This is a genomic window from Xanthomarina sp. (genome assembly GCF_035306605.1).
Taxonomy (GTDB): Bacteria; Bacteroidota; Bacteroidia; order Flavobacteriales; family Flavobacteriaceae; genus Xanthomarina.
The window spans coordinates 20639-34118 of sequence record NZ_DATGNR010000087.1 but is presented as its reverse complement, the minus strand read 5'-3'; the positions used below and the strand labels follow the sequence as shown (position 1 = coordinate 34118).

Here is a 13480-nt window from a genome sequence, read left to right as displayed (position 1 = left end):
GCGACGGCAGGAGCGCTAGACGGAGGGTTTGAAAAACACCATCCTAATTTAAAACAGTACCCCCAAAAAACCAGAACAATTCCCAAGCTCCGCCCTTCAGATGAAGGGAGGTGGCTAGTGCGACGGCAGGAGCGCTAGACGGAGGGTTTGAAGAGCAGCATCCTATTTAAAACAGTACCCCAAAAAAACCAGAACAAATCCCAAGCTCCCCCCTTCAGATGAAGAAAGGTGGCTAGACGGAGGGTTTGAAAAACACCTACTCCCCCATCAACCAAAACAATTCCGCATTCCTAACAAAAACCCTTTGCCGTTCTATTTTTAACTTTTAACTTTATCCTTTAAACCCAGCATTATGAAAATTTACACAAAAACAGGAGATAAAGGAACCACTGCCCTATTTGGTGGAACACGTGTTCCAAAGCACCATATACGCATAGACAGCTATGGCACCGTGGACGAATTGAACGCCTATATTGGCTTAATAAAAGACCAAGGCATCGAACAACACCACAAGGACCTCCTCTCACATATCCAAGACCGCCTTTTTACTGTGGGAGCTATTTTGGCAACCGACCCAGAAAAAGCCATCCTAAAAAGCGGGAAAGACCGTTTGAACATCCCTAAGATTTCAGATGAAAACATCGAACTTTTAGAGAGGGAAATGGACCAAATGAATGACAGCTTACCCCCTATGACACACTTCATCCTTCCAGGCGGACACCAAACCGTGTCATTCTGTCACATAGCACGCTGTGTATGCCGTAGAGCGGAACGTCAAGCCACTGCTTTAAACGAATTAGAGCCTGTAGAACCCAATACCTTGATGTATTTAAACCGTCTATCTGACTACCTTTTTGTATTGGCACGAAAGTTGTCTTCAGACTTACAAGCAGACGAGATTAAGTGGATACCCGAAAAATATTAACGCGTCTGTATGTATCATAAAATCACTGTTTAAACAAATTTTTACTAAGATATAACCAGTGAAAAACAACGTTCTTTTTATTAATGAACAATTAATTGCTTTTTTTCTTGTTTATATGAACTAAAAATTTATTTTTGCAAAAATTTAAAACAATTATAACATGTATTGGACATTAGAATTAGCATCTTATTTAAGTGATGCGCCTTGGCCTGCAACTAAAGATGAGTTGATAGATTATTCCATTAGAACTGGAGCGCCTTTAGAAGTAGTAGAAAATCTTCAGTCTATTGAGGATGAGGGAGACCAATATGAATCAATCCAAGAAATTTGGCCTGATTATCCAACCGACGAAGACTACCTCTGGAATGAGGATGAATATTAATATTAAAAAAATTGTAAAAAAAGTCTCGCTTAGAGGCTTTTTTTTTATCTAATTTTTCGGGTAATTTAATTACAAACCGTACCTTTGAGAGTTGCAAAACTTTTGAATTTACACAACACCTATTTATCAGTTTTAAACTGATTAAACTAAAAATAACAATAAATGACCTTTTTAGATTCTGTACTAAAACTATTTGTCGGCGACAAATCAAAACAAGATGTAAAGGCAATCATGCCTATCGTAAATAAAATAAAGACCTTTGAAGCTGCTTTAGAAAAATTATCACACGACGAACTACGTGCTAAAACCATAGCCTTCAAGGAAAAAATAGCCGAAGTCAGAAAGCCTTACCACGACACGATTGATAAGCTGTTAGCTGAAGCAGAAACGACTGAAGACATCGATCAGAGAGAGGACATCTATCAGGAAATTGACGGTATTAAAGATACCATTTACCAAGTTACCGAAGATACGCTAAACGAAATTTTACCTGAGGCTTTTGCTGTGGTAAAAGAAACGGCTAAACGCTTTGTTAGCAACAAAGAAATTACTGTTACTGCCAGTGCTTTCGATAGAGAACTTTCTGGAGAAAAGGACTATGTAAGACTAGATGAGGACAAAGCCATTTGGGCCAACTCATGGGATGCGGCTGGAAAACCTATTACTTGGGATATGGTGCATTACGATGTACAACTTATTGGAGGTATTGCCATGCACCAAGGTAAAATTGCCGAAATGCAAACTGGGGAAGGTAAAACCTTAGTGGCAACCTTACCGATGTACTTAAATGCCCTAGCTGGTAAAGGAGTGCACTTGGTTACTGTTAACGACTACCTAGCCAAACGTGATAGCGCGTGGATGGCTCCTATTTTTCAATTCCATGGTTTAACTGTGGATTGTATCGACCACCACCAACCAAACTCAGCAGCTCGTAAAAAAGCATATTTATCGGATATTACTTACGGAACTAACAACGAATTTGGTTTTGATTACCTACGTGATAATATGGCACATTCGCCAGACGATTTGGTGCAACGTCCACACCATTTTGCTATAGTGGATGAGGTCGATTCGGTATTAGTAGATGACGCCCGTACTCCATTAATTATTTCTGGTCCGGTACCTCAAGGAGAAATCCAAGAGTTTGATGCCTTAAAACCGAAGGTGGAAGAACTGGTTGCTTTGCAACGTAAATACCTAACTGGGGTTTTAGCTGAAGCCAAGAAATTAATTGCAGAAGGAGATACCAAAGAAGGTGGATTCAAATTGCTACGTGTTTATAGAGGAATCCCTAAAAACAAAGCGCTTATAAAGTTTTTAAGTGAAGATGGAATCAAACTATTGCTTCAAAAAACTGAAAACCAATACATGGCAGACAACAACCGAGAGATGCCAAAGGTGGATGCCGAGTTGTACTATGTTATTGAGGAAAAAAACAATCAGATAGAACTTTCCGACAAGGGAATTGAATATCTGTCTGGTAAAGACGATCCAAATTTCTTCGTCATGCCAGAAATTGGAGTAGAAATAGCTAAAATTGAAGCTGAGAGCACCAATAAAGAAGAGGAAGCGCAAAGAAAAGAAGACTTGTTCAGAGACTTCGGAATCAAATCAGAGCGTATCCATACCTTAAACCAATTACTGAAAGCCTATGCCTTATTTGAGAAGGACATTCAGTATGTGGTTATGGACAACAAAGTAATGATAGTTGATGAGCAAACTGGTCGTATCATGGATGGACGTCGTTATTCTGACGGACTTCACCAAGCGATTGAAGCGAAGGAAAATGTAAAAATTGAAGCTGCTACTCAAACTTTTGCTACGGTAACCCTTCAAAACTACTTTAGAATGTACCGTAAACTATCTGGTATGACAGGTACGGCGGTTACAGAAGCAGGAGAGTTTTGGGAAATCTACAAATTGGATGTGGTGGAAATTCCAACCAACAGACCAATTGCTAGAGATGATAGAGACGATTTAGTTTATAAAACAAAACGCGAGAAATACAACGCTGTTATTGATGATGTAACAAAACTAGCTGAAGCAGGACGTCCGGTGTTAATCGGTACGACTTCGGTTGAAATTAGTGAGTTATTAGGAAAAATGCTTAGCATTAGAAAAATAGAGCACAACGTATTAAACGCGAAACAACATAAAAAAGAAGCTGAAATTGTAGACCAAGCAGGTAAAAAAGGTCAAGTAACCATTGCTACCAACATGGCTGGTCGTGGTACCGACATTAAATTATCGGATGAGGTTAAAAAAGCAGGTGGTTTAGCCATTATTGGTACAGAACGTCACGATTCGCGTCGTGTAGACAGACAGTTACGTGGTCGTGCGGGTCGTCAAGGAGATCCAGGAAGCTCACAGTTCTATGTGTCTTTAGAAGACAACCTGATGCGTTTATTTGGAAGCGAGCGTATTGCTAAAATGATGGACCGTATGGGCTTGAAGGAAGGTGAAGTGATTCAGCATTCCATGATTTCAAAGTCTATTGAACGTGCTCAGAAAAAAGTAGAGGAAAACAACTTTGGTGTTCGTAAGCGTCTATTGGAATATGATGATGTGATGAACTCACAACGTGAGGTTGTTTACAAACGTCGTCACCATGCCTTATTCGGAGAGCGTTTACGCGTGGATCTTGCCAACATGATTTACGACACTTCAGAAGGAATTACTGAAACCAATAAAGCAGCCAACGATTATAAGAACTTTGAGTTTGAATTGATTCGTTACTTCTCTATGAGTTCTCCTATTACTGAAGCGGAATTCGGAAAGTTATCCGTACAAGACATAACTGGAAAAGTATATAAAGCTGCCTTTACTTATTATAAAGAAAAGATGGCTAAAAATGCGGAATTAGCCTTCCCTGTTATTAAAAATGTTTACGAAACCCAAGGTGATAAATTCAAGCGTATTGTGGTACCGTTTACCGATGGTGTAAAAACACTTCAAGTGGTAACAGATCTTGAAAAAGCGTATGAAACTGAAGGGAAACAACTAATTACAGATTTCGAAAAGAACATTGCCCTGGCTATTATTGACGATTCTTGGAAAACGCATTTACGTAAAATGGATGAGTTGAAACAATCGGTTCAATTAGCTGTTCACGAACAAAAAGATCCTTTGTTAATTTACAAGTTTGAAGCCTTTGAATTGTTTAAGGGAATGATAGACCAAGTAAACAAAGATGTGATTTCCTTCTTATTTAAAGGTGAACTTCCTTCAGAAGAAACCTCTGCCATTCAAGAAGCTAAACAAACCAGAAAAAGGGAAAATCTTCAAACCCAAAAAGATGAAATCCCAAATCTGGATGAGCGTTCTTCACAAAGCAGAGCTGCAGGTAACACCCAACGTCAGCCAGAAGTTGTGGAAACCATTGTTCGCGACAGTCCAAAAATTGGAAGAAACGATAAGGTTACCATCAAGCATGTGATGAGTGGGGAAAATAAAACCTTAAAATACAAACAAGCCGAACCCTTAATTGCTAAAGGGGATTGGGTAATTGTTGAATAACATCCGTTCCATATAGATGGAAATGACCTACATATAAAGTCCTGAAGTGTTTTCTTTGGGACTTTTTTTTAAATAAAATCAATCAATTGAATTAGGAAGAAGTCTTTTTTCAAAACGGTATAATATTTGATTAGATTTAAGCGTTTCAATATCACTTAATATAACTTTTAAAGTATCTTTATCTTTTAAATAAAAAGTAGTTATGAATAGATTTTTAAAATGGATCATTGGCCTTTTAGTACTCGTTGCTATTGGTGTTTTCGGGTATTCTGTTTTAAACGATGGCTTATTAAAAAAACCTTTAAGTCCAAAAAAGATTGTCAGCATTAAGGTGGATGACATCGAGCTAAAAGTCTTTTATAACCGACCATCCAAACGTAACCGTGAGGTGTTTGGAGCTTTAGTACCCTACAACCAAGTATGGCGAACTGGAGCTAACGAAGCTACTACTTTTGAAACTAACAAAGCTTTAAAAGTTGGAAACGATTCCCTGCCAGCGGGAAAATATACCTTATGGACCATTCCAAGTGACTCTACTTGGCATGTCATGTTCAACAAAAAACAATATCCATGGGGCGTTGACATGGAAATGAAACCTTTACGCGAACCTGAGTTTGATGTGGTAGACGTAGAAGTCCCTGTTCAAAAAATAGATACCACCGTGGAACAATTTACCATAGGTTTCGATAATTCTACAGATAATTTATCCCTAACCATGGCTTGGGACGACACGAAAGTGGTAGTACCTTTAAAGTAATTTATTAGCCCATAGGTATAGCGAAGCGTTTGAAAAGTCTAGTACCTATAGACTTCTATAGGCCGTACATTCTCATCTAAATTTGAAGTTTTAAATATTTTTTCTTCAAAACAATAAGTGATATCTTTATATTTTCAGGGTTCAATGGTATTTTTGAATCTTAAACTTTGAATAAAAACGACTTCGTGGCTAAAGAAAAAACATCGGCATTAGAAGAAAAAGATGGGGTAACGCAAGCTTCTAGCATCAACACATCGCATATAGAAAAAATCAAGGCTAGGCGTCAAAAACAGCCTTCTGCAGCAGATCTCATTGCAGGCATCTTAAAAGGCGACATGATTGCTTTAAGTCGCGCCATCACCTTGGTGGAAAGTAAAAACCCCGCACATTTCGAAAAAGCCCATACCATAATCACTGGATGCCTTCCCCATGCCAACAAATCGGTTAGAATTGGAATAACTGGAGTACCTGGTGTAGGCAAAAGCACCTTTATTGAGGCTTTTGGCGTGCATTTAACGGGTCTTGGAAAGAAAGTGGCTGTCTTGGCCGTGGATCCAAGTAGCTCCTTAACCAAGGGCAGTATCCTTGGAGACAAAACCCGAATGGAAGCCCTCGTCAAAGAAAAGAACGCTTTTATTAGACCATCTGCTTCTGGAGATTCCTTAGGTGGGGTGGCAAGAAAAACCAGAGAAACCATTATTCTATGTGAAGCTGCCGGATTTGACACCATAATCATTGAAACCGTTGGAGTGGGTCAAAGTGAAACAGCCGTACACAGTATGGTCGATTTCTTTTTATTATTAAAACTCGCAGGAGCTGGAGACGAGTTACAAGGAATTAAACGTGGAATTATTGAAATGGCCGATCTGATTGCTATCAACAAAGCGGATGGCGACAATTTAAAACCGGCTAAAATAGCCAAACTAGAATTTAATAGAGCGCTGCATTTATACCCTAAAAAAGCCTCGGAATGGCAACCCAAAGTATTGCTGTGCAGCGGCTTGAACCACGAAGGCATTGAAGCTATCTGGGAAAAGATTGAGGAGTACGTAAAAATCACTTCTGAAAACAACTATTTTGAGGAAAAGCGCAGTGAGCAAAACAAATTCTGGCTCATCCAAACCATAGAAGACCATTTAAAGTCTAACTTTTTCAATAATAAAGATATAAAGGTGGCCTTGGAAAACCAGTTGCTACTGATTGAAGAGAATAAAACAACTCCTTTTGCTGCAGCGGATTATTTGCTGGGACTGAGGGGATAGTTGAGAGGATTTAGTTGTTAGGTGTTAGCTGTTAGTTGTTAGGTGTTGGGTGTTAGGTGTTAGTTGTTGGGTGTTAGTTGTTGGTGTTGGGTGTTAGGTGTTAGTCGAGGTTTCGGGCGTGACCATAGATAGAGCTGAAAATATTGAAACATGAACAAAGTTACTATTCACAATATGTAACCTGTACGCCAAACCTTCTATTGGACTTTGGAATGTAAACTATGGTGGTTAATACTTAAAATTAGCCACATACCACTCCACTTGTTTCTTAACCCCTTCCATCAAAGTGGTTTGCGGATTGTAAGCCAGTAATTTTCTAGCTTTATCGATATTGGCTTTGGTACGTAATTGATCGCCTACTCTAGCCTCTACATGGTTGATTTTTATGGCTTTTCCTATAACCGCCTCCACAGCTTCAATACCCTCTTGGGTGGTGTGTTCCACTTCGGTTCCTAGATTGATAATTTCATCACCCACTATATCTTCTTTCCCAATAACACTTACTACACCATCAACAATATCGCCTACATAAGTAAAGCTTCTTAAATGGGTAGCACTGCCATTATACAATGGAAAAGCGTCGTTATTAAAGGCACAAGCTATCAATTTCGTGTACATTTTTTCTGGTCTTTCACGTGGGCCTATCACCGAATACAATCTTAAAGAACAGGCTTTCATGAGTTTCTCTCTAGACTTCTGAAGCACCAACTGCTCGGCCGTTAGCTTAGTCACCCCATAATGCGATGCCGGCTTCGGAGCCATGCTTTCAGGAAAGGTGGCTTCCAATCCATAAATAGACGAGGTACCTATATTTACAAACATCTTTAAGTTGGGCAATTGTAAAGCGTAATCTAAGAGATTTTTCGTTGCTAAAATATTGTTGGTAAAATAATCCTCGAAGGTGGAGGTTTTTGAAATCCCCGGTTGGGCGGCAAAATGGAAGATATAATTAATGTCTTTTGGTAATGCTGCGATTAAATTGGCATCCCTTAAATCTTTTTCAATAACAGAAATCCCACTTTTAAGTAATTCCTTTTCATTTAACTTTTTAAGGCTAGTACTATAATAAGGCGAAAAATTATCGACTCCCACAACCTCATGTCCCAAACTTTTTAATCGTTCAGCTGTATGAGAACCAATAAATCCCGCCGCTCCTGTTACTAAAATTTTCATAATTACCTTCTGTATTTATTCCTATTACGAAAAATCAATATCGCAACCTGGAGTTTAAGTTATGAATTCTTTACTCTATTACAAAGAAACATTTTTTTTCTCTAAGATAAGAATTCTTTAAAAAAGAATACATTTGCAGAACCAAGAATGTGTTTATGAGTTACCAATTTACCATTATAGTTCCTGTATATAATGAGGAAGACAATTTAATTCGAGTAGAGCAGGCTCTTTTAGATTACACAAAAATAGCTAGCAGAAAAACCAAGATTTTATTTGTCAATGATGGTTCTTCCGACAAAAGCCAAGAGCTGATTGAAGCTATTTGCCAAAGACATGCCGATTTCACCTTTATTAGTTTTAAGGAAAACAGGGGGTTAAGTGCCGCTATAAAAGCCGGTTTTGATTATGCAGACACAGAACTATTGGGTTATATTGACTCCGACTTACAAACCGCCCCAGAGGATTTTAATTTACTGCTAGAACATATTGGTCCTTACGATTTGGTAACAGGCGTTCGTGCCCATAGAAAAGATAGTTTTGTTAAAAATATATCGTCCACGATTGCCAATGGCATTCGTCGTGCCTTTACCCATGATGGCATGGACGATACTGGCTGTCCGTTAAAGGTTATAAAAACAGATTACGCCAAGCGCATTCCCATGTTTAAAGGCTTACACCGCTTTTTACCTGCCATGATTTTATTGCAGGAAGGGAAAGTGATTCAAATTCCGGTACAGCATTTTCCAAGAATTGCCGGTACTGCTAATTTCGGGGTATGGAACAGACTTCTTGGTCCTTTGATGGATTGTTTTGCCTATTTGTGGATGAAGAAGAAGTACATCAACTATTCCATAGCTAAAAAAGGATCATGAGCAGCTGGATTGTATATAGTATTGGGTTTTTAGCCCAAATTTTATTCTCATCCCGACTGATTATTCAATGGCTTACTTCTGAAAAACAAAAACAAGTAGCCACACCTACCCTATTTTGGTCCTTAAGTTTAATTGCCTCTTTTTTATTATTTGTTTATGGCTATTTAAGAGATGACTTTGCTATAATGCTAGGGCAAGCTCTAACCTATTTCATCTATATTAGAAATTTACAATTACAAAAGCAATGGCAACGCTTACCGAAGGTGGTTCAAATATTCCTCTTTCTAGTACCTATACTCATCGTGGTTTTTTATTATAACAACAATGCCATAGATGTAGAATTGTTATTTAAAAACGAAGCTATTCCGTTTTGGTTATTGATTTTGGGCATCGTATCGCAGGTTGTATTCACTCTGCGTTTTGTCTATCAGTGGATCTATTCTGAAAGAATCAAAGAATCTGCTTTACCCTTAGGTTTTTGGGTTTTGAGTCTGATAGGTGCTCTTTTAATATTAACTTATGCCATTCTTAGAGAAGATCCTGTGTTATTTGTAGGACATATTTTAGGAACGGTTATTTACGTTAGAAATCTTGTTTTATTACATAAATCGGCATGATGAAAGCCATTAGAAGACATCCCATTTTAAGTATTTGCTTGTTTACAGCCATTGCCTTGCTACCTCATCTCGATGTGATTCCTGTAACCATCATGGAAGCTAGGAACTTTATTTCAGCTAGAGAAATGGTTCAGGATGGCAACTGGCTCCTAACCACTATGAATGGCGAAGCTCGTTACGAAAAGCCTCCCTTACCTACTTGGTTAACGGCTATTTCGGGGATGATTTTCGGACTAAAAAGCATTTTTGGCTTAAGGCTTCCAGCCATACTTTTTATCATGCTGCTAGCCGCTTCAGTTTTTAAAATATCCATGCTTTTGGTTAAAGACCGAACCCAAAGTTTACAACATGCGTTTATTGCACTCACTTCATTCTATATTATAGGAATTACCATAGAAGCTCCTTGGGATATTTTTGCCCACGCCTTTATGTGTTTTGCTATTTATCAGTTATTCTTGTTATTTGAAAAAGACAAAAAACATTGGAAACACACGCTTTTAGCTGGTTGCTTTATTGGCTTTTCATTTTTAAGCAAAGGCCCAGTTTCCATGTATGCTTTAATGCTTCCGTTTTTATTGGCGTATGGATGTACCTTTAAATTCAAAAACCTTAAAGCCAAAGCCTTATCTTATGTCAGCGTTCTTATTTTGGCGCTTATTGTAGGTGGTTGGTGGTATTTGTACGTAAGGTTTCAGGATCCAAATACCTTTCAAGCCATAACTGAAAAAGAAACCTCTAATTGGTCGAGCTATAATATTAGACCGTTTTACTATTACTGGAGTTTCTTTACTCAAAGTGGACTTTGGACCATCCCTGCTTTTATAAGTCTGCTGTACCCGTATTTAAAAACGCGGGTCACCCATTTAAAAGCGTACCGTTTCAGCTTGCTATGGACTCTTTTTGCTGTGGTATTACTATCCCTTATTCCTGAAAAGAAATCGAGGTACCTGATGCCTGTTCTAATCCCCTTAGCCATTAATATCGGATTTTATATCGATTATTTAATCAGACGTTTTAAAACGATGACGGATAAACGAGAAACCCTTCCTGTGTTTTTTAATTTCGGATTGATAGCTTGTATCGGATTAGCCTTTCCCATATTGGCCTATGTGTTTTTACAAGACAATATTTCAAGTCATTGGTGGTCCTACCTCCTAGCATCGATCGTCTTATTTAGTCTTGGGCTGCTAATCCTTTTTCATTTAAGAAAGAAAAACATGTCGCTGGTATTTAGATTTACGGTGTTGTTTTTTGCTGGCATCCTATTAACGGCCTTACCACTTTCTGAAGGGTTTACAAGTGAAACTTATAATCCGATTACGGATCTTAAAGCAGAATCTGAAATGGAAGGAATAAACATCTATGGAACGACTTATGTGTCGCCAGAAATGCTTTGGTATTTTGGAGGAAAGCTTACTTTTATAGAACTAAACGATAGCCTAGAAAAATTTCCAAAGGAAAAGAAGTTCGGACTCCTAGCAAAGGAAGCCCTAGATGAAACCATCTTAAACAAACTTCAAGAACACTTCTTTATTAAAAACATAAGGACTTATAATTTAAATCGTGCGTCTGAAGGTTCTAAGCAGTATAATGACAGGCTTTTGAATGTCTATTATGTTTTTGAAAGAAGATAAAGATAGTTTAATCCATTTGGTATTTATGCTTTAAAAACTGACTTAATTTATAAAACATAAATCCTGACAACGCACCAAAAGTAAATCCTGATATCACATCTAGCGGATAATGAACGCCAATATAGATTCTACTATATCCCATTGCAGCAGACCACAACAATAGAATAAAAATCAGGTATTTGTATTTTTCTCTTAGTAACAATCCTACAAAAACTGCCGTAGCCATGGTGTTGGATGCATGACCAGAGAAATAACCATAGCGACCACCGCAGCCTTCTTTCACAATGCGCATCACATTATTAACACCTTCTTGATGACAAGGTCTTGGACGTTCAAACCCATATTTGAATAAATTGGTTATTTGGTCGGTAAACACGATCATAAGTACAACCAATAACAAGATGGTTAAGAACATACGCGGGGTATGCTGCTTAAACATAACATACAATAAAACAGCATAGAACGGAATCCAATTAAATTTTGCCGTATAAAACATCCAAAACGCATCCCACTTCGTGCTTCCTAAATTATTAAGAAACAGAAACAGTTCGGTGTCTAGTTGAAGTAATTGATCTAACATGGTGAGATTTTAAATTGAACTTAGAGCTATGAATGCCTTAAGTTCTGAGTGTGCTAAAGTACTTAGAGTTTTATTCTTCGTAGCGAGAAATTTCTCTATCGTAGAAATCGGTTGCTTGTTGGATTAAACTCTCAGCTTCAATTTCAAGCTCTTTCTGATCGTGTTGATCGAAATCTTCAAGCCATTCCACATCGTCATTTTCTAAATTGATAATAAATCTAGGAAATTCGGTGTGTATTACAAAAATTGCTGTTGGATAATCGGTGTTATCTCCTAGTAAAAATTTTGGGAAGTCCATATATTGTTAGGCGTTAGTTGTTAGGCGTTAGTTGTTAGACGTTAGTTTGGTCTAGAATCAATTTTTTGGTAAGATAATTAAAACGAATGTATAATAAAATAGCTGCCGTTGTTAATCCTGCGAGGAGTCCGAGCCAAATACCGAAACTGCCATAGGATTCTTCTCTTCCTAGGATAAAACTAATAGGAAACCCAATCAGCCAATATGAAATAAAAGTGATTATCGTTGGGATTTTTACATCCTGCAAGCCTCTTAAAGCTCCAAGCATGACAACTTGAATGCTATCACTAATCTGGAAGAAAGCTGCGGCAATTAATAATTTTGAAGCGATGGCGACCACTTCCGTATTATCCACTAAATTTTCTAGATCATTAAAATCGACATATATTTTTGGTAAGTGCTTGTGGAAAATAAAGAATATAGAAGCGAAAAATGTAGCGAAAATCATTCCCAACAAAAATATGGAAAAGGCAATTCGTCTTAACTCTGAATAATTCTTCAAACCTTTTTGATTTCCAACACGAATCATAGAGGTGACACTTAATCCCATAGCCACCATAAAGGTCATAGAAGATAAGTTTAAAGCTATCTGATTGGCTGCCTGAGGATTTTTACCCAGCAAACCACTAATCCAAACTGCGGAGGTGAAAATGGCTACTTCAAAAAACATTTGCATAGCACTTGGCGCTCCTAAGCCCAACATTTTTTTCAACATAAGCTTATCCAATACAAAAAACTTGATATTGGTTACGTAAGCCTTGGATTTTTCTCTTCCTTTTAGCAACCACCACAAGTAACCTACCATAACGAATCTAGAAATCAAGGTCCCATAAGCTGCTCCAACGATGCCCATTTCAGGAAAGCCTAATTTCCCAAAAATCAGCACGTAATTAAAAAACACGTTCACCACATTCGCTAAAATGGTAGCATACATGGGATATCTAGTCATAGATAAACCATCACTAAACTGCTTAAACGCTTGGAATATAATTAAAGGAATTAATGAAAAGGCTACCAAATCTAAATAAGGAATTGCTAGTTCTACCACCTCAATAGGCTGTTTCATTAAATACATAAGGGGTTTTGAAAAATACAGCATTAGGAATAATACCAAGCCTAAAACCGTACACAAAAACAGTCCATGCTTTAAAGCCGATTTACCTCGAGCGAAATTATTGGCCGTATCCGCTTCTGCCACTAAAGGTGTAATGGCCGTAGAAAACCCAATACCTAAGGACATGGCCACAAACATAAAACTGTTTCCCAAGGACACAGCAGCCAATTCCGCCGTACCTAATTGTCCCACCATGATATTGTCTATAAACTGTACAAAGGTATGCCCAAGCATGCCTAACATAACTGGGGCCGACAATTTTAAATTGTATTTAAATTCTTTCGTGTAGTTGCTTAAAAACATTTTGCAAAAGTAGTATTTAGCTTTATGTTATGCTAACTATGATGGAA

12 protein-coding genes are annotated in these 13480 nt (G+C 37.9%); 8 read left to right on the top strand and 4 right to left on the bottom strand.

The window, feature by feature from the left end; all coding sequences use genetic code 11:
• Nucleotides 1–352: 352 nt before the first annotated feature.
• The 5 genes from VKY41_RS11700 (at nucleotide 353) to meaB (ending at nucleotide 6842) form a co-directional block, all read left to right on the top strand.
• Entirely contained in the window at nucleotides 353–925 is a 573-nt protein-coding gene (locus tag VKY41_RS11700; RefSeq protein WP_500814638.1) for a cob(I)yrinic acid a,c-diamide adenosyltransferase, read from the top strand.
• A gap of 160 nt (nucleotides 926–1085) precedes the next feature.
• Nucleotides 1086–1307, top strand: a complete 222-nt coding sequence (locus tag VKY41_RS11695) for a DUF2795 domain-containing protein (protein WP_007648604.1) — start codon at nucleotides 1086–1088, stop codon at nucleotides 1305–1307.
• 162 nt (nucleotides 1308–1469) lie between these two features.
• Complete coding sequence (gene secA / locus VKY41_RS11690; protein ID WP_500814637.1) at nucleotides 1470–4823, top strand: preprotein translocase subunit SecA; 3354 nt, start codon at nucleotides 1470–1472, stop codon at nucleotides 4821–4823.
• 202 nt (nucleotides 4824–5025) lie between these two features.
• Entirely contained in the window at nucleotides 5026–5580 is a 555-nt protein-coding gene (locus VKY41_RS11685; protein WP_500814636.1) for a DUF2911 domain-containing protein, read from the top strand.
• A gap of 167 nt (nucleotides 5581–5747) precedes the next feature.
• Entirely contained in the window at nucleotides 5748–6842 is a 1095-nt protein-coding gene (meaB, locus tag VKY41_RS11680; RefSeq protein WP_500814635.1) for a methylmalonyl Co-A mutase-associated GTPase MeaB, read from the top strand.
• Between the two features lie 228 nt (nucleotides 6843–7070).
• Here the strand turns inward: meaB and VKY41_RS11675 are convergent, their stop codons facing one another.
• Nucleotides 7071–8015 (bottom strand): NAD-dependent epimerase/dehydratase family protein, encoded by a 945-nt coding sequence (locus tag VKY41_RS11675; RefSeq protein WP_500814634.1) that lies wholly within the window; start codon nucleotides 8013–8015, stop codon nucleotides 7071–7073.
• A 155-nt stretch (nucleotides 8016–8170) separates the two neighbouring features.
• Between VKY41_RS11675 and VKY41_RS11670 the strand changes: the two genes are divergently transcribed.
• The 3 genes from VKY41_RS11670 to VKY41_RS11660 are packed head-to-tail and all read left to right on the top strand — an operon-like array spanning nucleotide 8171 to nucleotide 11138.
• On the top strand, nucleotides 8171–8887 hold the full coding sequence (locus tag VKY41_RS11670) for a glycosyltransferase family 2 protein (RefSeq protein WP_500814633.1): 717 nt from the start codon (nucleotides 8171–8173) through the stop codon (nucleotides 8885–8887).
• Nucleotides 8884–9504, top strand: a complete 621-nt coding sequence (locus VKY41_RS11665) for a lipid-A-disaccharide synthase N-terminal domain-containing protein (protein WP_500814632.1) — start codon at nucleotides 8884–8886, stop codon at nucleotides 9502–9504. Before VKY41_RS11670 ends, VKY41_RS11665 begins: the two co-directional genes overlap by 4 nt.
• Complete coding sequence (locus VKY41_RS11660; RefSeq protein WP_500814631.1) at nucleotides 9501–11138, top strand: ArnT family glycosyltransferase; 1638 nt, start codon at nucleotides 9501–9503, stop codon at nucleotides 11136–11138. Before VKY41_RS11665 ends, VKY41_RS11660 begins: the two co-directional genes overlap by 4 nt.
• A 7-nt stretch (nucleotides 11139–11145) precedes the next feature.
• Here VKY41_RS11660 and VKY41_RS11655 read toward each other — a convergent pair whose 3' ends face one another.
• The 3 genes from VKY41_RS11655 to VKY41_RS11645 all read right to left on the bottom strand — a co-directional run bounded on the left by VKY41_RS11655 (nucleotide 11146) and on the right by VKY41_RS11645 (nucleotide 13433).
• Nucleotides 11146–11718: a phosphatase PAP2 family protein gene (locus VKY41_RS11655; RefSeq protein ID WP_500814630.1), complete on the bottom strand. Its 573-nt coding sequence runs from the start codon at nucleotides 11716–11718 to the stop codon at nucleotides 11146–11148.
• Between the two features lie 70 nt (nucleotides 11719–11788).
• Nucleotides 11789–12016 (bottom strand): DUF8828 family protein, encoded by a 228-nt coding sequence (locus tag VKY41_RS11650; RefSeq protein WP_500814629.1) that lies wholly within the window; start codon nucleotides 12014–12016, stop codon nucleotides 11789–11791.
• Nucleotides 12017–12050: 34 nt separating this feature from the next.
• Complete coding sequence (locus VKY41_RS11645; RefSeq protein WP_500814628.1) at nucleotides 12051–13433, bottom strand: MATE family efflux transporter; 1383 nt, start codon at nucleotides 13431–13433, stop codon at nucleotides 12051–12053.
• Nucleotides 13434–13480 lie beyond the last annotated feature (47 nt).